25 protein-coding genes and 1 tRNA gene are annotated in these 23,685 nt (G+C 68.8%); 4 read left to right on the forward strand and 22 right to left on the reverse strand.

Annotation, left to right across the window (positions count from 1 at the left end):
• Position 1 precedes the first annotated feature (1 nt).
• From rpoB to OIE67_RS42305, 5 genes are all read right to left on the reverse strand, one after another.
• Positions 2 to 3,472 (reverse strand): DNA-directed RNA polymerase subunit beta, encoded by a 3,471-nt coding sequence (gene rpoB, locus OIE67_RS42285; RefSeq protein ID WP_326631114.1) that lies wholly within the window; start codon positions 3,470 to 3,472, stop codon positions 2 to 4.
• A gap of 446 nt (positions 3,473 to 3,918) precedes the next feature.
• Positions 3,919 to 4,416 (reverse strand): hypothetical protein, encoded by a 498-nt coding sequence (locus OIE67_RS42290; protein WP_326631117.1) that lies wholly within the window; start codon positions 4,414 to 4,416, stop codon positions 3,919 to 3,921.
• Positions 4,413 to 4,913, reverse strand: a complete 501-nt coding sequence (locus tag OIE67_RS42295) for a hypothetical protein (RefSeq protein WP_326631119.1) — start codon at positions 4,911 to 4,913, stop codon at positions 4,413 to 4,415. Before OIE67_RS42295 ends, OIE67_RS42290 begins: the two co-directional genes overlap by 4 nt.
• Before the next feature lie 275 nt (positions 4,914 to 5,188).
• Complete coding sequence (locus OIE67_RS42300; protein WP_326645653.1) at positions 5,189 to 6,190, reverse strand: ABC transporter ATP-binding protein; 1,002 nt, start codon at positions 6,188 to 6,190, stop codon at positions 5,189 to 5,191.
• Positions 6,191 to 6,312: 122 nt separating this feature from the next.
• Complete coding sequence (locus OIE67_RS42305; protein WP_326631121.1) at positions 6,313 to 6,960, reverse strand: TetR/AcrR family transcriptional regulator; 648 nt, start codon at positions 6,958 to 6,960, stop codon at positions 6,313 to 6,315.
• A gap of 87 nt (positions 6,961 to 7,047) precedes the next feature.
• Here OIE67_RS42305 and OIE67_RS42310 point away from each other — a divergent pair, with 87 nt between their 5' ends.
• Positions 7,048 to 7,440 carry a nuclear transport factor 2 family protein gene (locus tag OIE67_RS42310; protein WP_326631122.1) on the forward strand — a complete coding sequence of 131 codons (393 nt, stop codon included), beginning with the start codon at positions 7,048 to 7,050 and terminating at the stop codon, positions 7,438 to 7,440.
• Positions 7,441 to 7,595: 155 nt separating this feature from the next.
• Here the strand turns inward: OIE67_RS42310 and rplL are convergent, their stop codons facing one another.
• The 10 genes from rplL to OIE67_RS42360 all read right to left on the reverse strand — a co-directional run bounded on the left by rplL (position 7,596) and on the right by OIE67_RS42360 (position 14,280).
• Positions 7,596 to 7,988, reverse strand: a complete 393-nt coding sequence (gene rplL / locus OIE67_RS42315; RefSeq protein WP_106244331.1) for a 50S ribosomal protein L7/L12 — start codon at positions 7,986 to 7,988, stop codon at positions 7,596 to 7,598.
• Positions 7,989 to 8,059: 71 nt separating this feature from the next.
• Positions 8,060 to 8,584, reverse strand: a complete 525-nt coding sequence (gene rplJ, locus OIE67_RS42320; RefSeq protein ID WP_106244329.1) for a 50S ribosomal protein L10 — start codon at positions 8,582 to 8,584, stop codon at positions 8,060 to 8,062.
• Positions 8,585 to 8,824: 240 nt separating this feature from the next.
• Positions 8,825 to 9,649 (reverse strand): LolA-like protein, encoded by an 825-nt coding sequence (locus tag OIE67_RS42325; RefSeq protein ID WP_245956033.1) that lies wholly within the window; start codon positions 9,647 to 9,649, stop codon positions 8,825 to 8,827.
• Between the two features lie 181 nt (positions 9,650 to 9,830).
• The gene (locus OIE67_RS42330; protein WP_326631129.1) at positions 9,831 to 10,769 is read right to left on the reverse strand and encodes a hypothetical protein; all 939 of its coding nucleotides are present in this window, start codon (positions 10,767 to 10,769) and stop codon (positions 9,831 to 9,833) included.
• Entirely contained in the window at positions 10,766 to 11,266 is a 501-nt protein-coding gene (locus OIE67_RS42335; RefSeq protein ID WP_326631131.1) for a SigE family RNA polymerase sigma factor, read from the reverse strand. Before OIE67_RS42335 ends, OIE67_RS42330 begins: the two co-directional genes overlap by 4 nt.
• A gap of 445 nt (positions 11,267 to 11,711) precedes the next feature.
• Positions 11,712 to 12,431, reverse strand: a complete 720-nt coding sequence (rplA, locus tag OIE67_RS42340; RefSeq protein ID WP_106244324.1) for a 50S ribosomal protein L1 — start codon at positions 12,429 to 12,431, stop codon at positions 11,712 to 11,714.
• 65 nt (positions 12,432 to 12,496) lie between these two features.
• Complete coding sequence (gene rplK / locus OIE67_RS42345; RefSeq protein ID WP_106244322.1) at positions 12,497 to 12,928, reverse strand: 50S ribosomal protein L11; 432 nt, start codon at positions 12,926 to 12,928, stop codon at positions 12,497 to 12,499.
• 118 nt (positions 12,929 to 13,046) lie between these two features.
• The gene (gene nusG, locus OIE67_RS42350) at positions 13,047 to 13,817 is read right to left on the reverse strand and encodes a transcription termination/antitermination protein NusG (RefSeq protein WP_326631133.1); all 771 of its coding nucleotides are present in this window, start codon (positions 13,815 to 13,817) and stop codon (positions 13,047 to 13,049) included.
• A 67-nt stretch (positions 13,818 to 13,884) separates the two neighbouring features.
• Positions 13,885 to 14,130, reverse strand: a complete 246-nt coding sequence (gene secE / locus OIE67_RS42355) for a preprotein translocase subunit SecE (RefSeq protein ID WP_181307797.1) — start codon at positions 14,128 to 14,130, stop codon at positions 13,885 to 13,887.
• Positions 14,131 to 14,207: 77 nt separating this feature from the next.
• Positions 14,208 to 14,280, reverse strand: a tRNA-Trp gene (locus tag OIE67_RS42360).
• Positions 14,281 to 14,448: 168 nt separating this feature from the next.
• Between OIE67_RS42360 and OIE67_RS42365 the strand changes: the two genes are divergently transcribed.
• Positions 14,449 to 15,657, forward strand: coding sequence for a pyridoxal phosphate-dependent aminotransferase (locus tag OIE67_RS42365; protein ID WP_326631136.1), 1,209 nt, complete (start codon positions 14,449 to 14,451; stop codon positions 15,655 to 15,657).
• A gap of 97 nt (positions 15,658 to 15,754) precedes the next feature.
• Here OIE67_RS42365 and OIE67_RS42370 read toward each other — a convergent pair whose 3' ends face one another.
• On the reverse strand, positions 15,755 to 16,255 hold the full coding sequence (locus OIE67_RS42370; protein ID WP_106244315.1) for a hypothetical protein: 501 nt from the start codon (positions 16,253 to 16,255) through the stop codon (positions 15,755 to 15,757).
• A 44-nt stretch (positions 16,256 to 16,299) separates the two neighbouring features.
• Positions 16,300 to 17,013 (reverse strand): hypothetical protein, encoded by a 714-nt coding sequence (locus OIE67_RS42375; RefSeq protein WP_326631139.1) that lies wholly within the window; start codon positions 17,011 to 17,013, stop codon positions 16,300 to 16,302.
• Between the two features lie 198 nt (positions 17,014 to 17,211).
• Here OIE67_RS42375 and OIE67_RS42380 point away from each other — a divergent pair, with 198 nt between their 5' ends.
• Complete coding sequence (locus OIE67_RS42380; protein WP_326645655.1) at positions 17,212 to 18,234, forward strand: adenosine deaminase; 1,023 nt, start codon at positions 17,212 to 17,214, stop codon at positions 18,232 to 18,234.
• Here OIE67_RS42380 and OIE67_RS42385 read toward each other — a convergent pair.
• Complete coding sequence (locus OIE67_RS42385; RefSeq protein WP_326631142.1) at positions 18,223 to 19,086, reverse strand: hypothetical protein; 864 nt, start codon at positions 19,084 to 19,086, stop codon at positions 18,223 to 18,225. The two genes, OIE67_RS42380 and OIE67_RS42385, sit on opposite strands and share 12 nt — an antisense overlap.
• On the reverse strand, positions 19,073 to 19,612 hold the full coding sequence (locus tag OIE67_RS42390) for an RNA polymerase sigma factor (protein WP_106244311.1): 540 nt from the start codon (positions 19,610 to 19,612) through the stop codon (positions 19,073 to 19,075). Before OIE67_RS42390 ends, OIE67_RS42385 begins: the two co-directional genes overlap by 14 nt.
• A 124-nt stretch (positions 19,613 to 19,736) precedes the next feature.
• Here OIE67_RS42390 and OIE67_RS42395 point away from each other — a divergent pair, with 124 nt between their 5' ends.
• Positions 19,737 to 20,483 carry a class I SAM-dependent methyltransferase gene (locus OIE67_RS42395; RefSeq protein ID WP_106244309.1) on the forward strand — a complete coding sequence of 249 codons (747 nt, stop codon included), beginning with the start codon at positions 19,737 to 19,739 and terminating at the stop codon, positions 20,481 to 20,483.
• Between the two features lie 43 nt (positions 20,484 to 20,526).
• On the opposite strand, the gene OIE67_RS42400 is transcribed toward OIE67_RS42395, so the two are convergent.
• Genes OIE67_RS42400 through OIE67_RS42410 form a run of 3 tightly spaced genes read right to left on the reverse strand, consistent with a single transcriptional unit; the run spans position 20,527 to position 23,636 of the window.
• Positions 20,527 to 21,420, reverse strand: coding sequence for a carbohydrate ABC transporter permease (locus tag OIE67_RS42400; protein WP_326631145.1), 894 nt, complete (start codon positions 21,418 to 21,420; stop codon positions 20,527 to 20,529).
• Entirely contained in the window at positions 21,420 to 22,304 is an 885-nt protein-coding gene (locus OIE67_RS42405; protein WP_245956031.1) for a carbohydrate ABC transporter permease, read from the reverse strand. Before OIE67_RS42405 ends, OIE67_RS42400 begins: the two co-directional genes overlap by 1 nt.
• Before the next feature lie 60 nt (positions 22,305 to 22,364).
• Positions 22,365 to 23,636: an extracellular solute-binding protein gene (locus tag OIE67_RS42410; protein WP_326631147.1), complete on the reverse strand. Its 1,272-nt coding sequence runs from the start codon at positions 23,634 to 23,636 to the stop codon at positions 22,365 to 22,367.
• Positions 23,637 to 23,685 lie beyond the last annotated feature (49 nt).

Below are 23,685 nucleotides of genomic sequence, written 5' to 3' on the forward strand. Positions count from 1 at the left end.
CTCAGACTTCTTCCACGCTGCTCGGCTCACGCCGGGACAGATCGATACCGAGCTCCTCCGCCGCGCGGAAGACGTCCTCGTCGGTGTCGCGCATCTCGATGGACATGCCGTCGCTGGAGAGCACCTCGACGTTCAGGCACAGCGACTGCATCTCCTTGATGAGCACCTTGAAGGACTCGGGGATGCCGGGCTCGGGGATGTTCTCGCCCTTGACGATGGCCTCGTAGACCTTCACCCGGCCGAGAACGTCGTCGGACTTGATGGTCAGCAGCTCCTGCAGGGCGTAGGCCGCGCCGTACGCTTCCAGTGCCCACACCTCCATCTCACCGAAGCGCTGGCCACCGAACTGGGCCTTACCGCCGAGCGGCTGCTGGGTGATCATGGAGTACGGGCCGGTCGAACGCGCGTGGATCTTGTCATCGACCAGGTGGAGCAGCTTGAGGATGTAGATGTAGCCGACCGCGATCGGGTAGGGGAACGGCTCGCCGGAACGGCCGTCGAACAGCTGGGCCTTGCCGCTCTGCTGCACCATCCGGTCACCGTCACGGTTGGGGATGGTGCTGTCGAGCAGGCCGACGATCTCTTCCTCGTGGGCGCCGTCGAAGACCGGCGTGGCCATGTTGGTACGCGGGGCCACCTTGTCGAAGCCCTTGTCGCGCAGCCGCTCGGCCCACGCCTCCTGGACGCCCGAGATGTCCCAGCCCCTGGCGGCGATCCACCCGAGGTGGGTCTCCAGCACCTGGCCGACGTTCATCCGGCCGGGCACGCCCAGCGGGTTGAGGATGATGTCGACCGGGGTGCCGTCCTCCAGGAACGGCATGTCCTCGACCGGCAGGATCTTGGAGATGACGCCCTTGTTGCCGTGCCGGCCGGCCAGCTTGTCACCGTCGGTGATCTTACGCTTCTGCGCCACGTAGACGCGGACCAGCTCGTTGACGCCCGGCGGCAGTTCGTCGCCCTCCTCGCGGCTGAAGACGCGCACGTGGATGACCTTGCCCTGCTCGCCGTGCGGCACCTTCAGCGAGGTGTCGCGGACCTCACGGGCCTTCTCACCGAAGATCGCCCGCAGCAGCCGCTCCTCCGGCGTCAGCTCGGTCTCGCCCTTGGGCGTGACCTTGCCGACCAGGATGTCGCCGGGCACGACCTCGGCGCCGATCCGGATGATCCCGCGCTCGTCGAGGTCGGCCAGGACCTCCTCGGAGACGTTGGGGATGTCGCGGGTGATCTCCTCCGGGCCCAGCTTGGTGTCACGGGCGTCGACCTCGTGCTCCTCGATGTGGATCGAGGAAAGGACGTCGTCCTGGACCAGCCGCTGGGACAGGATGATCGCGTCTTCGTAGTTGTGGCCCTCCCACGGCATGAACGCCACGAGCAGGTTCTTGCCCAGCGCCATCTCACCGTTGTCGGTGCACGGGCCGTCGGCGATGACCTGGTTGACCTCGACCCGGTCGCCCTCGGCCACGATCGGCTTCTGGTTGAAGCTCGTGCCCTGGTTGGAGCGCTTGAACTTGGCCACCCGGTACGTCGTCCGCGTTCCGTCGTCGTTCATCACGGTGATGTAGTCGGCGGAGACCTCCTCCACCACACCGGCCTTCTCGGCGCTGATGACGTCACCGGCGTCGGTCGCGGCACGGTATTCCATGCCGGTGCCGACCAGCGGCGCCTCGCTCTTGAGCAGCGGCACCGACTGGCGCTGCATGTTGGAGCCCATGAGCGCGCGGTTGGCGTCGTCGTGCTCCAGGAAGGGGATCATCGCGGTGGCCACCGACACCATCTGGCGCGGCGACACGTCGATGTAGTCGACTTCCTCGGCACGGGCGAGCTCGGTCTCACCGCCCTTGGTGCGGACCAGGACGCGCGAGTCGGCGAACGAGCCGTCGGCGTTGAGCGTCGTGTTGGCCTGCGCCTTGACGTAGCGGTCTTCCTCGTCGGCGGTCAGGTAGTCGATCTGGTCGGTCACCCTGCCGTCGACGACCTTGCGGTAGGGCGTCTCGACGAAGCCGAAGGCGTTGATCCGGCCGTAGGAGGCCAGCGAGCCGATCAGGCCGATGTTGGGGCCTTCAGGGGTCTCGATCGGGCACATCCGGCCGTAGTGGGACGGGTGCACGTCGCGGACCTCGAAGCCGGCCCGCTCACGGGACAGACCACCGGGACCCAGCGCGGACAGACGCCGCTTGTGCGTCAGGCCGGCCAGCGGGTTGGTCTGGTCCATGAACTGCGACAGCTGCGAGGTGCCGAAGAACTCCTTGATGGAGGCCACGACCGGGCGGATGTTGATCAGGGTCTGCGGCGTGATCGCCTCGACGTCCTGCGTCGTCATCCGCTCGCGCACGACGCGCTCCATCCGGGCCAGGCCGAGACGGACCTGGTTCTGGATGAGCTCGCCGACGCTGCGCAGGCGGCGGTTGCCGAAGTGGTCGATGTCGTCCACCTCGACGATGACCTCACGGTCACCGGCGCCCGGCATCGACTCCTCGCCCGCGTGCAGGCGGACGATGTACTCGATGGTGGCGACGATGTCGTCCTCGGTCAGGGTGCCGTGCGTGATCTCGGCGTCGACGCCCAGCTTCTTGTTGATCTTGTAGCGACCGACCTTGGCGAGGTCGTACCGCTTGGGGTTGAAGTAGAGGTTCTCCAGCAGGGTCTGCGCCGACTCCTTGGTCGGCGGCTCACCGGGCCGCAGCTTGCGGTAGATGTCGAGCAGGGCGTCGTCCTGGCCGGCCGTGTGGTCCTTCTCCAGGGTGGCCCGCATCGACTCGTACTGGCCGAAGCGCTCGAGGATCTTCTCGTTGGTCCAGCCCAGTGCCTTGAGAAGCACGGTGACGGCCTGCTTGCGCTTGCGGTCGATGCGGACACCGACGCTGTCGCGCTTGTCGATCTCGAACTCCAGCCAGGCACCCCGCGAGGGGATGACCTTGCAGCCGTAGAGGTCCTTGTCCGAGGTCTTGTCGACATTGCGTTCGAAGTAGACACCGGGCGAACGGACCAGCTGCGAGACCACGACACGCTCGGTGCCGTTGATGATGAACGTGCCCTTCGGCGTCATGAGCGGGAAGTCGCCCATGAACACCGTCTGGCTCTTGATCTCACCGGTGGTGTTATTGATGAACTCCGCCGTCACGAACATCGGGGCGGAGAAGGTCATGTCCTTGTCTTTGCACTCGTCTACGGAGTACTTGGGCGGCTCGAACCGGTGGTCGCGGAACGACAAGGACATGGTCCCCGAGAAGTCCTCGATGGGACTGATCTCTTCGAAGATCTCTTCGAGGCCCGACTGGGTCGGGACGTCCTTGCGCCCGGCCTGGCGAGCCGCCTCTACCCGGGCCTTCCACTTCTCGTTGCCGAGCAGCCAGTCGAAAGACTCGGTCTGCAGGGCCAGAAGATCAGGAACTTCGAGGGGCTCCTGGATGCGCGAAAAAGAGACGCGACGGGGACCAGCGGGTACGGCGGAGGCGTTGCGCGAGGCTGCCAACAGATGTCCTTCCGAGGGCTCGCGGCGGACTGACTACACGCACGCCAGACAACCTCGCAACGTGAGCAAGCATCACGGGTCGTCAAAGGGCAGCGCAAAGGGGCAGTGTAGCCGAACGGCACACGCCTGTCCACTTCACCCTCGCTGCATGCTCCACGTTGGTCGCAGCATCGCCCGTTCAGGCGGAAACGTCAAGCCCACAAGCCCGACTTTTAGCCGACTCAGGGCCCGGACGCTGGGTTTTCTCCCCTGTGTGACTGATCGCCTACCGCCAGGCCCAAGACGATACCCGCGAACGGGGGCGGTTAACGCTCTGTCACCCCGGGGGCCGAACCCATGCCGACAACCGGTGTTGCAGTGACTGGGATACCCCCGACAAAGGCTTCGCTAAACCTGATTTTTGGTAACAATTGAAGGAAGCGACGCGCCCGCGATCTCTGGGGCCCTCATGCCGTACCCAGGAGGGTGGACAGGCCGGCCACCAGCCAGCGCGACTCCTGCCGCACCATGACGAACCTTGCCCGATTCTGGGTGGACTCCCGCTGGAGCCCTTCTTTACCAGGGATCTCCTTGACCGTACCAGTGTTCATGAAGAGCAGAACCTCTACCCGATCGGGCTCGGCGCGCTCGACTCCCACGTTCGTGACGTCCACCGTCTGCACGATCTTCTGCGCCTTGGCGCGGGACGCCAGGCTCTTGCTCAGCTCCTTGTAGTGCTCGGTCAGATCGCCCGTGGTGAACGTCCCCGCCCGGGCCAGATCCTCCTCCACCGTCCGGTAGTCGTACGAGAGCAGATCGGGCGCGACCTTCTCCGCCGCGACCTTCGCCTGCGCCGCGGCCGCCTCCGCCGCGCGCAGGTCGCTCAGGTTGAACCACATGGTCGGCACCATCACCCCCGACACGAGGACGAGGGCGCTCAGCAGCACGATCGTGACGAGCCTCACGTCACCTGCACCACCTTCGACACCAGCCACAGCCCGCCGACCTTGCTCAGGTCCATCTGCCAGCGGTAGTACCGGTCCTGCGGCGCGCTCTTCGAGCCGTCCCAGCGGATCTCCACGTCGGCCACCACCAGCACCCTGGCCGTGGTCGCGGTCATCGAGACCAGGCCGGTCGCGCGCAGCACGCCGTGCTGGACGACCTTGCTCCCGACCGTGGTGGACTCGAGCTTGGCGGCGGTGGCGGTGTACTCGGCCCTGGCCGGCCCCGTCGAGCTGTCGACGATGCGCCGCAGGTCGTCCCGCACCGTCCGGTAGTCGAGCGAGACCAGGTTCTTGGCGTGTACGCCCGCCGCGAGCAGCGCCGCCTGCCTGTCACCCGCCCTGCCCTGCTCGTCGCGCGCCTGGGCGGCGATCCACACGCCGGTGCCGACGAGGGCCGCCAGTATCCCGCTGAGCGCCGCGATCAGGATGCGGGCGGGCCGGACGGCGAGTCCCGCCATGGTGCCCACCTCCTCCCGGCCGGTCGTGCGCCGGAACTCCTGGCCCGGTCGCGTGCCGGATCATAACGCGACACCCGCTCGCGAAGTCCGCGAATCGACCCAGGCGGTCTGGGTTGAGGCGGCGCACGCCGTCGGGCTCCTCAGGGGGCCCGACGGCTTTCCCGGGGGAATCGGGCAAGGCCGTCGGATTCCCGCGAATGCCTCCAGACGGCCCTCAGAGGCCCGCTGAGCGCCTTACCCGCCCTCATGGCTCCAGGGAGACACCCGGCGCCCGTTCAGCCGATTCCGTGGAGGTGGGCGTTGACCAGGCGGGGGTACTCCTCCAGCCAGTTGCGGCCGCGCTCGTCCACGAACGAGCCCTGCGGCGGGATCACGCCGTTGGCCGCCAGCCAGGTGCCCGGCGGCTTCTGCGTGCGGCGGATCCGGTTCCCGCTCGGCATGAGCTGCGGCGGGATCGGCGGCAGCGCCCCAGGGTCGTGCCCCAGCTGCGCCTCGGCCTCCAGCTCGGAGACGTCCTTCTCCTCCGACATGCCGATGGGGCCGTGCTTCCTGGCGTTCAGGAACTGCCGCACGGCCGGCTCGTCGCTGGACAGCAGCATCTCGCGGGGGCCGAACATGACCAGCTCCCTGCGGAACAACATCCCGATGTCGTCGGGCACCGTACGGGCGGTGTTGATGTCGTGGGTGACGATCAGGAACGTGGCCTCGATCTCGGTGTTCAGGTCCACGATGAGCTGGTTGAGCAGCGCCGTGCGCACCGGGTCGAGACCCGAGTCGGGCTCGTCGAACAGGATGATCTCCGGCTCCAGCACCAGCGCCCTGGCCAGCCCCGCCCGCTTGCGCATGCCGCCCGAGATCTCCCCCGGCAGCTTGGTCTCCGCGCCGCGCAGGCCGACCAGCTCCACCTTCTCCATCACGATCTGGCGGATCTGGGACTCGCTCTTCCTGGTGTGCTCGCGCAGCGGGAAGGCGATGTTGTCGTACAGGTTGAGCGAGCCGAACAGCGCGCCGTCCTGGAACAGCACGCCGAACAGGCGGCGCAGCTCGTAGAGCTTGTCCTCCCTGCAGCTGGCCAGGTCGTAGCCGTCGATCCAGATGTGGCCGCGGTCCGGCCGCAGCAGGCCCACGAGCGTCTTGAGGAAGACCGACTTGCCGGTGCCCGACGGGCCGAGCAGCACCGAGATCTCGCCCGCGGGCAGCGTCAGCGAGACGTCCTCCCAGATGACCTGCCGACCGAACGACTTGGTCAGCCCATCGACCACGACCTCGACGCCCACTGTCACCTTCCCGACCGCAAGGGGTGTCCGGGGGATCACGCGCCAGGCTTCGGCGCTGCCCTCACCGTAACGGCGTCGCGGCGCATTGGACCGCCATCCAATAGCTTGTTACCGGGCGGTTATCAGCCGTCCTGCCCGGTGTCCTGATCTGAGCCCTGCCCTGAGCCCTGCCCTGAGCCCTGCCCTGGGTCCTGTCCGGCGTCCTGCCTGGCGTCCTGTCCGGCGAGCGCGCCCAGGGCGGGGCGCAGCAGGCGGGCGATCTCCTCGCGCGGCACGTCGCGCAGCTCGTCCAGCTCCAGGAGCTGGTGCCCCACCGTGACGCCCAGCATGACCAGCGTCATCAGCGCCGCGCGCAGCCGCGCGTCCGCGCCGGGCGTCGCCGCGGCGAGGCGGTCGATCTGCCCGCCCAGCACCTCGCGCGCCGACACGGCGGCCTCGGGGTGGGTCAGCATGGAACGCATCATGGCCAGGGAGCCCTGGGGCAGCTCCCCCATCTTGACGGAGAGCGTGCCGAGCAGCTCCTCGACCACCCCTTCGGCGTCCCGTCCGCCGGCGGCGACCGGCGTGACGCGCACGGCGCGCTGGAAGAGCTCCTGCTTGCTGCCGAAGTACTGCATCACGAGGGCGGGATCGACCTCCGCCGCCCTGGCGACGCCCCTGATGGTGGCGCGCTCGTAGCCGACCTCGGCGAAGAGCGACCTGGCGGCGTCGAGGATCCGGCCTTCCGTCCTGCGCCGCCGCTCGGCCCGCGGCAGCGGTCGCTCGCTCACGGCCCTGACTCTACCCGCGTTGACCGAACCTTCCGTTTCGCTCTACGCTCGTTGAGTCAACGCCTGTTGAGCGAAATGGGGCTCGTCATGTCCATCGAGGAGATCGTCACCGGCTACCACGCGGCCATGCTGCACAAGTCGGCCGACGAGCTGGCCGACCTGTACGCGGAGGACGGGCTGCACGAGTTCCCGTTCGGCGGGCTGCCGCCCTTCGAGGGGCGCGAGGCGGTGCGCGCCGGATACCGCGCGATGTGGGGCGCCGCGCCGTTCGAGGCCAGGGAGGTGCGGCGGGTGGCGCTGCACCGTACCGAGGACCCCGAGGTCGTGGTGGTGGAGCAGGACGCGCACGTCACGGCGGGCGGACAGCTGGTCACCGTCCCCGGCCTGCTGGTGCTCAGGATCAGGGACGGGCGGATCACGCACGCCAGGGACTACATGGACACCAGCGCCATCGCCCGAGTCCGCGCCGCCGCGAGCTGAACGCCGAACGTGCCGGAACGCTGGACCTGCCGGAGAACGCTCGGCCTGCCCGAGAACGCTGGACCTGCCCGAGAACGCGAAAAGAGGCGGCACACCCGGCACCAGGGTGTGTCCGCCTCTTTCCGAAGAGCTTTTTGCGTGAAGCGAAGGGGAAGTTACTTCACGGTGACGGTGGCGCCGGCGCCCTCGAGGGCCTCCTTGGCCTTCTCCGCCTGCTCCTTGTTGACCTTGCCGTCGAAGACGGCCTTCGGAGCACCGTCCACCAGGTCCTTGGCCTCCTTGAGGCCCAGGGACGTGAGGGCGCGGATCTCCTTGATGACCTGGATCTTCTTGTCGCCGGCGGCCTCGAGGATGACGTCGAACTCGTCCTGCTCCTCGACCGCGGCGGCCTCGCCACCGCCACCGGCGGCGGGGGCGGCGGCGACCGCGACGGGGGCGGCGGCCTTGACGTCGAAGACCTCTTCGAACTGCTTCACGAACTCGGACAGCTCAAGGAGGGTCATCTCCTTGAAAGCGTCGAGCAGCTCGTCGGTGCTGAGCTTCGCCATGATGTTTTCCTTACGTTTAGGACTTGCAGAAAACTAGGAACGGGACCGCGGTATGTGCGGCAACCCCCGTGTTACTCGCCGGACTCTTCGCGCTTGGCACGAAGGGCGTCGGCCAGCTGGGCCATCTGCGTGGGCAGAGCGGCGAACACCGCGGCGGCGGCGCTCTGCTTGGCCTTCATGGCACCGGCCAGCTTCGCGAGGAGAACCTCGCGGGACTCGAGGTCGGCGAGCTTGGTGATCTCGGTGGCGTCGAGCGTCTTGCCGTCGAGGACGCCGCCCTTGATCACCAGAAGGGGATTGGCCTTGGCGAAGTCACGCAGACCCTTGGCCGCCTCGACAACGTCACCGTTGACGAAGGCGATCGCGGTCGGACCGGCGAGCAGGCCGTCGAGGCCCGCAAGACCGGCCTCATTGGCCGCGATCTTGGTCAGGGTGTTCTTCGCCACGGCGAACTTCGCATTCCCACCGAGAGAGGTGCGCAGCTCCTTGAGCTGCGCGACGGTGAGACCGCGGTACTCGGTCAGAACGGCGGCGGCGCTGCCTTCGAACTCACGCTTGAGCTCGGCAACCGCTGTCGCCTTATCCGCCCTCGCCATGGGCCTCCTTCCAGATGTGCCACCGGCGAAGGGCCCCAGAAATGAGAACAGCCCCGGGCGCAGGGCGCACGGGGCTTCACACACACGGATCACTCCACGTGGGAAACTCGTATCACACCTGCGCGGGCCGTCCACAGAATGTGGATCCTTCGGTCGCCAGGCTTTGAGGCACCTGACGACGACCGGCGGTCTTCGGCAACGACCAGACTACGCGCTGGCCGCCGAGTTTCCAAATCGTTCTCAGTTGTTCGTACCCTTGGGCAGCTCTCCGACCTGGTCGGCGGGCGGCGTCTGGATGTTGACGGCCTTGTTGAAGTCCTTGAAGAACAGGGTGGCGTCGAGCGTTGCGCCCTCCTTGGAGCCGTTCAGCGCGAGCTTGCGCGGCAGCCCGTCGGCGGCCACCCAGATGTCGAACTTGACGTCCTTCAGCTCGGCCAGACCTTCACGGGCCTGCTCCTGCTTGTCGGCCGGCAGCTGCTGCACGGCCGCGTCGACAGGGAACGTCCCGCTGTAGTGGGTCGTGTCCTCGTTGTTGACGCTCTCGGTCCCGACGGACTTGACGTCCTGCGAGGCCGTGACGAGCTTGGTCATGTTGCCGAGGTCGAACTGCTGGATCTGGGTGAGGTACTGACTCACCTGGGCCGAGTCGCCGCCCATCTCGCTCAGCGAGACCTTGATCCACGGCTTGGTGCCGCCCAGGAGCTCCTTCAGCGCCTCGACCTTGACGTAGACGGTGTCGCCCTGCAGCACCGCCCGCACACCACCCGGAACGCTGCGCCCGCCCATGTCGACGGTGTCCAGCGTGAGGTCGACGGCCAGCTCGGGCTTGCTCTGGTAGAGCATGCGGCCCTGGACCTTGCCGTCGCCCTCCTGCGCGTGCGAGAGGTTCACCACGGCGTCGACCGTGTAACTGGTGACATCCGACGTCTTCTGCGCGGCCTGCGCGAGCACCTCGGAGGCGGCCAGGTTGACCTGGATGGGCTGCGCGTTCGATCCACAACCGGCGACCGCGGCTACGACGAGCGCGGCTCCGGCCGCGGTCATACTTATCGTGCGCTTCAGCATGTTTTGACCTTACGTTTAAGTGCTCTCGCCGGGGCGTCTTCCCCTCACAAATAAGGGAAAACCCAGGGTTATCCCTCACACGCCCCGCACACTTTCCACACATTCCCCGCCGCAGCCGCCCTCACCTGCAAGATCGTGTCCCCGTACGGATCCGGCGAATCCCCGCGATTCGCCCGCGAGATCACGGACGGCCTGTGCGCACGGACGGGTCTGAGGTCGCGGACGATCCAGCGGACACGGACGAACCTGTGGTCTCGGACGAACCCGCAGTCGGGGACGGGCTTGTGGTGGTCGCGGAGGTGCCGACGGGCGGGTGGTCGTACACGCCGACCGCCCACGTGCCAGGCTGCTCGCTCACCTTCGCCAAGAGCCGTTCGCGCACGTCCTTGCGGAAGAGCGCACGCCCGGCCGCCCCCTCGTCGCACGGCGCCGAAGCCGGGACCGGCAGGCAGCGGCCGAGCTCCTCGGCGACCTCGACGACGGGCGCGTCCGGGGGGAAGACCCACACCTGTATCTTCTGCGGGCCCTTGAGCCATCCGGTGGGCGCGGAGCGATGGTCGTGATGGCCCCCTCCTCCGTTCCCGCACCGCCCGGCCGTGCCGCTGAGTTCGCCGCCCTTGACCGGGCCCGAGAGGACGAGCCAGGCGTTCGGGTCGCCGCAGACCACCTTGAAGCCGGTGTCGGTGCTCGTCGGGGTGAACGTCACCGTCCTGCCCACGCCCGTCGTGGCGAAGCGCTCGGCGTGCAGGAGGGGAATGGAGTACCTCTTGGCTCCGAGGACGACGGGGAAGGTCTCGGGGAGTTCTGGGCCCGTCTCGACCTGCGCGGAGTCGGGTTGCCGAGCCACCACGGCCGGTTCATCCGGACGGACGAGACCCGTGCCCGTGATGGAGCCCGCCAGCAGGACGGCGGCGGTGGCCGTGACAGTGACCGCCAGCGCCGCTCCGACGCTCAGCGCTCGCCTGGTCGCCCGCGTCCGGCGGCCCCGCCGGATGATCCGGTCGAGGTGCGGGCTCGGCTCCGCGCCGGCCCCGTCGCCGGCGCGCTCCTCCAGCATCGCGCGCAGGCCGCTCTCCGTACGCCTCATCCCCGGCTCCCCCGTCTCCCTTGTCTCCCTCATCGCTGCGACTCCTCCAGGTGCATCGTGCGGATGTCCGGGTCGACCCTGAGACGGGTCAGGGCCCTGCCGAGCTGGCTCTTGACCGCGCCCAGCGAGCAGCCGACGATCTCGGCGACCTGGGCGAGCGTGCGCCCCTCGAAGTAGTGCAGGACGATCACCGCCCGCTGACGCGGTGACAGGGCGCCGATGGCGTTCCACAACGCCGCCCGGTCGTCCGCCACGGCGGTCTGATCGCGCGGGTCGGCCGTCTCGGGAAAGGTCTCGACCGGCACCTCACCCCGCCACAGCCGCCGCCACCACGAGGCGTGGGTGTTCACGATGATCCGATACACGTACGGGTCCGGATTCCCCTCGATCCGCCGCCAGGCCACCCATGCCTTGGCCAGCGCCGTCTGCACCAGATCCTCGGCCGTACCCCAGTCCCGGGTCAGGAGGTACGCCATCCGGCACAGCCGTAAATGGCGGTGCGCCACGTACTCGGCGAACCCGTCGTCCATCAGTCATCTCCGTCTCATCGACTCCAGCGATGACTACCGGCCGGCCCGCACATTCGGTTGACGGCCCCCGCGAACGAGTTACGTCACCCACTCAGGACGCCCGCACGAACGCCCCGCACCACCGCCTCTCGCAAGCCCATCGCCGACGACCCGCCGACACGGCCTTCCGGCGACCCACCGCGGACGACCGGCGTCCGCAACGGCGACACCGCCGTCCGGCAGCCCGTCTGGGGCGACAGCCGGTCTGCACTACCGGAGAGCTCCGGACGAAGGCACAGCCGGCAGAGGCGGCCCGGTCGTCCGGCGGCGACTCTGCGCAGGCCTTCGCGCCCGTCAGCCCCGAACAGGCCCGTCATGCCGGTCAGCCCCGAACAGGGTGAGGGACGCAGAACGCCCCCGTCCGGAAGCACCGGACGGGGGCGTGGTGAAGCTCTGCGGGGAGCGGTCAGCTCTCCAGCTCGGCCGTGAGGCCGCGGGTGACGTTGGGGTCGACCGGGACGCCCGGGCCCATCGTCGTGGAGAAGGTGACCTTCTTCAGGTAGCGGCCCTTGGCGGCCGACGGCTTGAGACGGAGCACCTCGTCGAGGGCGGCGGCGTAGTTCTCGATGAGCTGGCGCTCGCCGAACGACGTCTTGCCGATGATGAAGTGCAGGTTGGCCTGCCGGTCGGTGCGGAACTCGATCTTGCCGCCCTTGATCTCCGTCACGGCCTTGGCGACGTCGGGCGTCACGGTGCCGGTCTTGGGGTTGGGCATGAGACCGCGCGGGCCGAGCACGCGGCCCAGGCGGCCGACCTTGCCCATCAGGTCCGGCGTGGCCACCACGGCGTCGAACTCGTTGAGCCGGTTGCCCTTGGAGATCTCGTCGATCAGCTCGTCGGCGCCGACGATGTCGGCGCCCGCCTCGCGGGCCGCCTCAGCACGGTCACCGGTCGCGAAGACCAGGACCCGGGCGGTCTTACCGGTGCCGTGCGGAAGGTTGACCGTGCCGCGCACGATCTGGTCGGCCTTGCGAGGGTCGACGCCGAGCCGGAGGGCGACCTCGACGGTGGCGTCGAACTTGGTGGTCGACGTCTCCTTGGCCAGCTTCGCGGCCTCGACGGGCGTGTAGAGCTTGTCGCGGTCGACCTTGGCGGTCGCGTCTTTGTGCGCCTTGCTGCGCTGCATGTTGACTCCTTGTGGTGTCCGGGCCGATCGCGGTGCCGGCCCTCCCACGACTACGGGGAAAGGTCTCAGTCGGCGACGGTGATGCCCATCGACCGGGCGGTGCCGGCGATGATCTTCTCGGCCGCCTCGATGTCGTTGGCGTTGAGGTCGGGCATCTTCGTCTCGGCGATGCTGCGCAGCTGCTCGCGGCTCAGCTTGCCGACCTTGTCGCGGTGCGGGACCGCGCTGCCCTTGTCGAGACCCAGGGCCTTCTTGATCAGCTCGGGCGCCGGCGGCGTCTTCGTGATGAAGGTGAAGCTGCGGTCTTCGAAAATGGTGATCTCAACGGGGATGATGTTGCCCCGCTGGGCCTCCGTCGCAGCGTTGTACTGCTTGACGAAGTCCATGATGTTGACGCCGTGGGGACCGAGGGCGGTACCGACGGGCGGCGCCGGGGTGGCCTGTCCAGCGGGAAGCTGGACCTTCACCAGTGCGGCGATCTTCTTCTTCGGAGGCATTAGTCCTTCTCCGGGTCCTGATTGCGATGCCGTCAGGGTCGCGGGTGCGCCCCTGACATGTCGGAGGCCGCCCTTCGCGTGAGGCGGCCAGCCGAACGTCTAAGTGTATGTGATCGTCTCAGATCTTCGAGACCTGGTTGAACGAGAGCTCCACCGGGGTCTCGCGGCCGAAGATCGACACGAGCACCTTGAGCTTCTGCGACTCGGGGCTGATCTCGCTCACCGAGGCGGGCAGCGTCGCGAACGGGCCGTCCATGACGGTGACGGACTCGCCGATCTCGAACTCGACCGTGGGGCCCGCGGAGGCCTTGGTGCTGGCCTTCTTGGCCTCTTCGGTCGGCTCGGGCGCCAGCAGCTTGGCGACCTCGTCGAGGCTGAGCGGGCTCGGCTTGTTGGACAGGCCCACGAAGCCGGTCACACCGGGCGTGTTGCGCACGGCGGCCCAGGACTCGTCGGTCAGCTCCATGCGCACCAGCACGTAGCCGGGCAGCACCCGCTCCTTGACCGGGACCTTCTTGCCGCTCTTGAACTCCTGGACGGTGTGCGTGGGCACCTCGACCTGGTAGATGTAGTCCTCCATGTTGAGCGAGACGTTGCGGCTCTCGATGTTGGACTTCACCCGGTTCTCGTAACCGGCGTAGGAATGGATGACGTACCACTCGCCGGGCTGCCCGCGCAGCGAGCTCTTGAACTCCTCGACCGGGTCGACCTCGGGAAGTTCCTCACCGTCGTCGTCGACGGTGGAAGCCTCGACCTCGGCCGCCTCCTCGTCGCTCTCCTCGACCTCGGCCTCTTCCAGAGCCGCCTCGGCGGACTCCTCAGTGGCCTCTTCCAGCTCGTCGCCCCACTCGTCGCGGGACCCGTCAGCCGGAATTGAAGACTCGGACACGGTGACTCTTCCTCTTTCGTGGTAATCGAATGGCGACCCCGTCAGGCGACCACCGCCGGAGTCTCGGTCAGGATCCGCCGAAGACGCGGAGGACCGCCCATCCCAGGGCGCTGTCGAGCCCGTACACGATCGCAACCATGATCAGAACGAATATCAGAACGACCGTGGTGTAGGTGATGAGATCCTTGCGTGTCGGCCAGATGACCTTACGAAGCTCGTTGACGACCTGCCGATAGAAGAGGGCAGGAGTCGTGCGCGCCTTCTTGTCGCCACTAGGCTTGTCTGCGGTCTCGCCGCGCGTGTCGATCGCCACAGTCCTCACCTGATCCGTCGTATCCAACGCAGTAATGCGGCGCGCTTACACGCCAAGCATTGCGCGGACCGCACTCGCAGGGCACGAGGGACTCGAACCCCCAACCGCCGGTTTTGGAGACCGGTGCGCTACCAATTGCGCCAGTGCCCTATGTCGTTGACCAGACTACCCTGATCGACTCACTGCCTGGACCGAACCGCTCGCCGACATGCGGCGGAAGGACCAGGCGAAAGCATACGGGTGATTGCCGGGTACGTCGAACCAAAACCTGATCGCCCAGGTCACGCCCGCGTGTGGGCCGCGTGGGAACATGAATACATGTCCACCCGACCCCGCATCTCCGCGAGAATTTCCGCGATTTCCGAGTCCGCCACGCTCGCCGTGGACGCCAAGGCGAAGGCGATGAAGGCCGAGGGCCGGCCCGTCATCGGCTTCGGCGCCGGCGAGCCCGACTTCCCGACGCCCGGCTACATCGTCGAGGCGGCGATCAAGGCGGCCCGCGACCCGCGCTTCCACAAGTACACGCCGGCCGGCGGGCTGCCCGAGCTGAAGAAGGCGATCGCGGCCAAGACCTTGCGCGACTCCGGCTACGCGGCCGAGCCCGCGCAGGTGCTCGTCACCAACGGCGGCAAGCAGGCCGTCTACCAGGCGTTCGCGACGCTGCTCGACCCGGGCGACGAGGTCCTCGTCGTGGCCCCCTACTGGACGACCTATCCCGAGGCGATCAAGCTGGCCGGGGGCGTCCAGGTGGACGTGGTGACCGACGAGTCCACCGGCTACCTGGCGGACGTCGAGCAGCTGGAGGCGGCCCGCACCGAGCGGACGAAGGCGCTGCTGTTCGTCTCGCCGTCCAACCCGACGGGCGCCGTCTACTCGCGCGAGCAGACGATCGCGATCGGCCGCTGGGCGGCGGAGCACGGCCTGTGGGTGGTCACCGACGAGATCTACGAGCACCTGATCTACGGCGACGCCGAGTTCACCAGCATCGCCACCGCCGTTCCCGAGCTGGGCGACAAGGTCGTGATCCTCAACGGCGTGGCGAAGACGTACGCGATGACCGGCTGGCGCGTGGGCTGGCTGATCGGGCCGTCCGACGTGGTCAAGGCCGCGACCAACCTGCAGTCGCACGCCACCTCCAACGTCTCCAACGTGGCGCAGATCGCCGCGCTGGCGGCGGTCTCCGGCGATCTGTCGGCGGTGGCGGAGATGCGCGAGGCGTTCGACCGGCGGCGTCAGACGATGGTGCGGATGCTGAACGAGATCCCGGGCGTGTTGTGCCCGGAGCCGAAGGGGGCGTTCTACGCATATCCCTCGGTCAAGGAGCTGATCGGCAAGGAACTGCGCGGCCGGCGGCCTCAGTCGTCCGCCGAGCTCGCGGAGCTGATCCTGGAGGAGGCCGAGGTGGCCGTGGTGCCGGGCGAGGCCTTCGGCACGCCGGGTTACTTCCGGCTGTCCTACGCGCTGGGTGATGAGGACCTGGTCGAGGGCGTCAGCCGGCTGAGCAAGCTGCTGTCCGAGGCCCGCTGACCCGATCAGGGCCGGTTCGCGCGGCCTGATGAGGGTCGGTTCGAGCGGTTCTGGTCTGATCGGGGCCGTGGATGGAAGCGGTGGTGGCAGGGGCGGGTCAGGCCGCGGTGATGTCGGCGGCGATCAGCCTGATCTCCGTGGCCAGGCCGGGCGTCGCGCCGATGTAGACGGCGGTGCCCGGCCGCTCCAGCCACATGAAGTTGCGCATGCCCGTACGCGTGATCCAGCGCAGCGCCGGTTTGCCCTGGTACAGGGTCAGCGTCGACCTGGCCACCAGCGTGGAGAACCGCTCGGCCGTCTGCACCCCGCACACCACGCCGACGTACACGCGCTCGTCGTCCTCGCGCCAGATCCGGCCGCGCACCTTGAGCCGCTGCCTGAGCGAGTCGAGACGGGCGAACTTGCCGGCGTCGTCGAGCCCGGGGATCTCGGCGGGCACGTGCACCTTGGTGTCGTCGCAGGACAGCGAGGCCATGTTCTTGCGGGTGATGACCGGCTTGGGCGGGGGCAGGGTCGCCTGCAGCGGCGGCGTGGGGTCGCCGCCGACGCCGCACGCCGTCAGCGTGAACATGAGGAGCACCGCTGCCAGCCGCCGCATCGACCTCCCCTTTGACGTGAGCGGATTACCGGGGGAAAGGGCTCCTAGTCTCCTACACGAGCCTGAACGGAGGCGGCAATAGCGAGGAGATCGTCACTGAGCGAATCGCTGACCCGGACCCACGCGCCCGTGCCAGGACGTTCGAGCCAGACGATCACCCGGCCGCCTGCCGGATGCCGGCCGACCAGGGCGGGCCCGCCCCGCACGGTGACGGCACGGGCGCCCCGCACGGCGACGCGGGTGCGGTAGCGGTCCCAGCCGGCGGCGACCGTACCCCGTTCGACCTGGACCTCGACGAACCGGCCCGCGCCGCCGAACCTGGCCCAGGCCCCGCTCTCGACCCCGGGCCGCCGCGCGAGGACGCCGCCGCCGGCGCGTTCGAGACCCGAGGGCAGGTGGGTGAGCCACAGATCGCCGGAGATCACCGCGAGCGCCCTGACCGGCCGCGGCCCCACGGCCCCCGCGGCGGCCGGCCGCTCGGAGCCTGGGACGGTAGCCGCCGGTCCGGACGCCGAAGCGTCGGACGCGACCCCGGAAGCCGGTCCGGCCGCAGGCTCGGAGGCGGGCGCGGGGTCGGCGGCCGGCGCGGGCTCGGGAGGCAGGGCGGGGGCGGGGCGCGGGGTGGGCAGGGCCAGGCGGGGCGGGCGGCCGAACCCCGAGGAGAACAGCCCGTAGATGATGAGGGCCGTCACGCCCAGCGCCAGCCCCGCGAGAGCCGCGCGGGCGCTCTGGCCGAGCTCGTGTCCCTCGGGGATCATCCCTCCATGATCCCCCGCCCGGACGCTCCCTACCGTACGTTCGGCCGGTCGGAACGTACGCCCTCAGCGATCCTGCGCGACTCGGCCTCGCCGTCGATCTCCCAGCGCGTGCTGGACCAGGTCCGCGGCGTCGTGCGGCGTCGCCCCGCCCTCCCCGACGCGCCGACCCGCCCGGAGGTTGAGTGGCAAGATATGCAGATGCCACGGCCCCTGCACGCACTTCCCAAGGCCCATCTCCACCTGCACTTCACCGGCTCGATGCGGCATTCGACGCTGATCGAGCTGGCCAGGGACCAGGGGCTGCATCTGCCCGACGCGCTGGAGCAGGACTGGCCGCCGAAGTTGCGGGCGACCGACGAGCGGGGCTGGTTCAGGTTCCAGCGTCTGTACGACATCGCCAGGTCCGTGCTGACCCGTCCAGAGCACGTCTACCGGCTCCTGCGTGAGGCGGCCGAGGACGAGGTGGCGGCCGGGTCGCGGTGGCTGGAGATCCAGGTCGACCCGTCGGGCTACGCCCAGCGCTTCGGCGGGCTGACGGCCACGCTGGAGCTGATGCTGGACGCGGTACGCCAGGCGTCGGCGCACGCGGGGATCGGGATCGCGGTGATCGTGGCGGCGAACAGGACCCGCCATCCGCTCGACGCGAACACGCTGGCCCGGCTGGCCGTCCAGTACACCGACAAGGGTGTGGTCGGCTTCGGGCTGTCCAACGACGAGCGGCGAAGCCAGGCCAGGGACTTCGAGCGGGCGTTCAGGATCGCCAAGCGCGGCGGGCTGCTGGCCATGCCGCACGGCGGCGAGCTGATGGGGCCGCGCAGCGTCGCGCAGTGCGTGGACGACCTGGGCGCCGACCGGGTCGGCCACGGGGTGCGCGCGGCCGAGGACGACTGGCTGATGCAGCGGCTGGCCGACCGGCAGATCTGCTGCGAGATCTGTCCCACCTCCAACGTGGGCCTAGGGGTGGTCGAGCGGGCCGCCGACGTGCCGCTGCGCCGGCTGTTCGACGCGGGGGTGCCGATCGCGCTGGGCTCCGACGACCCGCTGCTGTTCGGCACGCGGCTGCTGCGGCAGTACGAGCTGGCCAGGGACGTCTACGGATTCGGCGACGCGGAGGTGGCCGAGCTGGCCCGCCAGTCCGTACGCTCCTCCACAGCCCCCGAGACGGTGCGCAAGGAGCTGCTCAAGGGTGTGGACGACTGGCTGACGTCGTCACCCGAGTGACTCGGCGACGCGGACGGCCTCCTCCTTGTCCGCCGCGCCCTCCAGGCGGTAGTTGAGCGTGCCCTGCTGCCAGACGAGCGTGGGGGCGGCCTGGCGGAGCGGGACCTCGGTGCCGTCCTGGCGGCGGATGTAACCGAGGGGGTGCGCGCCGGGGAGCCACCAGGCGGAGCGCCCGCCGACCAGGATGTGGTCGGGGTAGGGCGGGCCGAGCTTCTTGAAGAAGTACGGGTCCATGGCGCCGTCGAACTGGTCCAGGCGGACGCCGTCCGGCCAGAACATGGACACCACCCGGCCGCCGTCGGCGACCGTCACGCGCTGCGGGGGGCCGAGGGCCGCGGGGGTCCTGACCGGGAAGCGCGCCTGGCCCGCGACGGCGGACGGCGGCACGGTGTGCTCCCCCGGGAGCCCGGCCGTGGTGGTGACGGGCGGCGGCGGGGTGTCGCCGACCCGCAGCTCGATGCCGGCGAAGCGGAGGATGTACGCCACGGCGGCGCGCCCTTGGGGGGTGGCGGCCGTGACGGCGATGACGACGGCGACCACGGCCGCCACGACCGCCCACCGCCGACCCCGCCGGGCAGGCACCCGGGAGTGCGGCCGCACAGGCACGGCAACGGGCCCGTGCGCCGGATCGGGACCGTCCTCAGGGCCCGGACCGTCCACGGCGCCGGGGTCCGGGTCAAGGCCGGTGGCGGGGTCAGTGGCGGGGTCAGTGACCGCCGGGTCGGGCTGTTCCAGGCGGGCGCGGACGGCGGCGGCGACGTCGGCGGGTGGTGGTGGCGCGGGCGTGTCGAGGAGGTCGCCGAGTGCCAGGAGTTCGGCCTCCAGGTCGTCGAAGGGTTCACGCGAGTTCACCGCCCACCTCCTCCCTCAGCCGGGCCAGCCCCCGGTGCGTGCTGGACTTGACGGTGCCGACCGGCCAGTCGAGCACCTGCGCGGTCTCCGCCTCGCTCAGCTGTAAGAAGTACCGGCAGACGACCGCCTGACGTTCCCGTTCCGGCAGCCGGCGTACGGCGGCCAGCAGCCGCGAGCGCCGGTCGCCGGCCACGGCGGCGCCCTCGGGGTCGTCGGGCGCGACCGGATCGGCGCCGGCGGCGAGGCGCAGCGCCAGGTCGGAGCGCCGCCCGCGGGAGCGGGTCAGGTTGTGGGTCTCGTTGGCCACGATGCGCAGCAGCCAGGGCCGGAACGGCGCGTCCCTGCGGAAGCCCGGCAGGTGCCGGAACGCCTTGACGAAAGCCTCCTGGACGACGTCCTCCGCCTCGTCACCCGCCCCGAGCATGGCGGCGGTGCGGTGGGCGAGCGCGCTGTAGCGGGCGACCAGCACCTCGTAGGCGGCCAGGTCACCGTCGAGCGAGCGCGTGACCGCCTCGTCGTCGTCCATGACGAGTCAGATTCCACCGCATCCCGGGCACTTGGGGAAGGGCGTTTCGCTGATCGTGTCATCCTCATGACGATGCGGGGCATTAGACTCGGGCAATCCATGAGCCCCTTGAAGGAACGGGAATATGTCTTCTGGGTATGACCGTGTAGTGCAACCGGCGGCCGGTGACGAGGCCCTGGAGAACCACCTGGGTGGGGACGAGGCCAAGAACTACCGGCAGTACGAGTTCGACATGGTCGCCCCGCATGTCGGCCGCTCGATGCTGGAGATCGGCTCGGGGCTGGGCCACTTCGCCGAGCAGTTCATGCCGCGCCTCGACCGCCTGGTCGTGAGCGACTTCGACCCCTACTGCGTCGAGCAGCTGGAGAAGCGCTTCGCCGACCGCGACGACATCAGCGTGCTGCAGTTCGGCCTGCCGACGGACATCCCGCTGGACGACAAGGTCGACACCGTCGTCATGATGAACGTGCTGGAGCACATCGAGGAGGACGCCGAGGCGCTGCGTTCGCTGGCGCGCGTCACGCAGCCGGGCGGGCGGATCATCATCTGGGTGCCCGGCTATCCGCAGCTTTATGGCGACTTCGACCGCAAGGTGGGTCACGTCCAGCGTTACACGCCCAAGACGCTCGGCACCACGGTGGCCAAGGCGGGGCTGGACGTCGAGGTGCTCAAGCCGATCAACTTCCTGGGCGGCATCGCCTGGTGGGCGGCGGTGCGCCGGGGTGGCGTGGGCTATCCGGACCCGCGGCTGGTCAAGATCTACGACCGTACGGTGGTGCCGACGACGCGCTTCATCGAGCGGTTCATCACGCCGCCGTTCGGCCAGACGGTGTTCTGCGTGGCCCGCGTCCCCGTACCCAAGCAGGACTGAACCGCCCGGCCGCGCCCAGGGGTCACCGGGGCGGCCGGACGGTCTACTTGATGGAGCCGGCGGTCAGGCCGCCGACCACCTTCCGCTCGATCAGGGCGAACAGGATGATCACCGGGATGGTGGCGATCACCGAGCCGGCGAACAGGTTCTGCCAGTCCACCTGGTACTGCCCGATGAACGAGTTGAGCGCCACGGGAAGAGGCTGGTTGGCCGTGGTCGTGGTCAGGGTCAGCGCGACCACGAACTCGTTCCACGCGGCGATGAACGTGAAGATCAGCGCGGTGATGACGCCGGGCATGGCCAGCGGCAGCGTGATCCGGAACATCGCGCCGAAGCGCCCGTTGCCGTCGATGAAGGCGGCCTCCTCCAGCTCGCGCGGGATGGAGGAGAAGTACGCGTTCAGGATCCACACCGCGAACGCCAGGTTGAACCCGCCGTTGACCAGGATCAGCGCCCAGATCGAGTCCACCAGCCCGAACTGGAAGAACTCGCGGTAGATGCCGACGACCATGGCCGTGGGCTGGAACATCTGCGTGATCAGCACGAGCACCAGGAACGCGGTGCGTCCCTTGAACTGGTGCCGGGCCGAGTAGTACGCGGCCGGCAGAGCCACCAGCAGCACCAGCACGGTCGATCCGGCCGCCACCTTGATCGTGACCCAGAGGTTGGCGGCCAGGCCGGTGCCCCAGAAGTCGGCCAGGTTCGACCAGATCCACTCGCGCGGCCAGAACGTCACCTCGCGCAGCGAGTCCTGGGAGCGCAGCGAGGTCAGCAGCATGACCACGTACGGGAACAGGAACAGCAGCGAGACGACGTAGGCGGTGCCCGCGACGAGGACCGTCTTGAGCCTGGGCATGGCGCGGGCGGCGCCGCCGCCCCCGCCGGCGCGGGCGTGATGGTGTGGCCTGGTCTGCGACGGCATGGTCTTGACGGCCATCACGTCACCTCCTTGTTCCACCGCGACACCCGCAGGAAGATCACGGTCAGCACGATCACCATGCCGAAGTTGACGACGGACATGGCGGCCGATTCGCCGATGTCGGATCCTTTGAGGATGTACATGAGGATCGTCGACGTGGCCGTGGAGTAGCCGGGCTGGCCGTGCGTCATGGCCCAGATGATCGGGAAGCTGTTGAAGACGTTCATGACGTTGATCAGCGCGGCCACGGTGAGCGCGGGGCGCAGCAGCGGCAGTGTGATCGACCAGTACGTCCGCAGGCGTCCGGCTCCGTCCATGCGGGCGGCCTCGTACACGTCGGCGGGGATCGTCGCGAGCCCGGCGAGCAGCGCGTACGTGGTGAACGGCACCGACACGAACACCGCGACGAACACCAGCCACGGCATGGCGGTGGAGGCGTCACCGAGCTGGTCGGCGGCGGCTCCGCCCATGGCGTCGATCCACCCGAGTTTCAGCCGGATCTGGTTGATCACGCCGACCTCGGGGTCGAGCATCCACTTGAAGATGATCGCGGTCATGAGCACCGACGCGGCCCAGGGCGCGATGAGCGCCCAGCGGGCCACCTTGCGCAGCGGGAAGCGCTGGTTGAACAGCTGGGCCAGAGCCAGCGAGAGCAGCACGGTGAGCACCACGACGGCGACGACCCAGATCACGCTGCGGACCATGATGTCGGCGAAGTCCTTCTCGCCGAACAGCTTCTCGTAGTTGGCGAAGCCGGTGTAGCCGCGTTCCACGCCGAGCCGGCTGATCTCCAGGAACGAGGACCTGATCATCTCGATCACGGGCCAGAGCACGACGAGGGCGATCAGGACGATGGCGGGCCCGACCCAGGCGAGGGGCTCCAGGGCGCGCAACCTTCTCATGAGACACCTTTCCACGACGATACGGCCGGCGAGTGCCGGCCGTATCCGCGTCCCGCTGGATCAGCCGGCCGCTTCGGCGGTCTTCTGCAGCTCACCGAGGACCTTGGCGGGGTCGTCCTTGACGGCGCCGCCGATGGTCTGCTTGATGGCGGGGTTCACCTCGGCCCACTTGGGGTCCTGGAAGGGGTAGAAGCTGGCGTTGGGCAGCGCATCGAGGAACGGCTTGAGCTTCTCGTCGCTCGACAGCTTCTCGATGCCGCCGTTGGTGACGGGCAGCAGCTTGTAGGTGTCGGAGATCTTCTGGGCGGCGTTGCCGGTGTAGAAGAAGTCGAAGAACTTCTTGATCTCGGCGGCGTGGCCGTTCTTGTTGAACGCCATGATCCAGTCCATGACGCCGAGCGTGGTGTCGAGCGGTCCGGCCTTGCCGGGGATGGGCGCGACGCCGTAGTTCTTCAGGCCGGCCGCGTCGAAGATCGGGATGGACATGGGGCCGCCGTTGACCATGCCGACCTTGCCCGCGCCGAAGTCCTCCCAGACCGTCTTGCGGTCCTTGGTGCCCGGGTTGGGGGTGGTCAGCCCGGCGTCGACCAGGCCCTTCACGTACGTGAACGTCTCGACGTTCTGCGGGGAGTTGATCGACCACTTGCCGGAGGCGTCCTTGTAGCCGCCGCCGTTGCCCAGCATCCACAGGAAGGACTCGGCCTGGGCCTCCTCCTGGCCGAGCGGCAGGCCGAACGGCTGCGTCACGCCGGCGCCCTTCAGCTTCTCGGCGGCGGCCTTGAGCTCGTCCCACGTCTTCGGCGGCTCGGCGATGCCGGCCTTCTCGAAGAGGTCCTTGTTGTAGAACAGGGCGCGGGCGGAGGAGACGAACGGGATGCCGTACGCGGCGCCGTCGACCTTGCCGAAGTCGGCGAACTTCTGCAGCATGTCGCCGGAGACGTTCGGCGACAGGACCTCGTCCACCTTGTAGAGGAGCTTGTCGGCGACGAAGCCGGAGTAGTCGCCGGTCTGCAGGATGTCGGGCACCTGACCGTTCTGGATCATGGTGGCGACCTGCTTGTCGATGTCGTTCCAGTTGATGACCTGGACCTCGACCTTGATGTTCGGGTTGGCCGCCTGGAACTCGTCCACGACGCCCTTCCAGAACGTCTCACCGGAGTTCGGCTTGCCGGGGCCGTCGCCGTAGTCGGCCGCGACCATCTTCAGCGTGACCGGACCGCCGCCGGACGCCTGGGTGTCGTCGCCTCCGCCGGAGCCGCCAGAGCCGCAACTGGACAGGACCAGCATCGTGGCAAGGCCGAGAGCGGCGCCGCTCACAAGCTTGATGTTCACTGGAGATACCGCCTTCTCGTCGGGCCGGGCCGAGCTGGTCCGTACCAGC

This window comes from Nonomuraea fuscirosea (genome assembly GCF_035917475.1).
Taxonomy (GTDB): Bacteria; Actinomycetota; Actinomycetes; order Streptosporangiales; family Streptosporangiaceae; genus Nonomuraea; species Nonomuraea fuscirosea.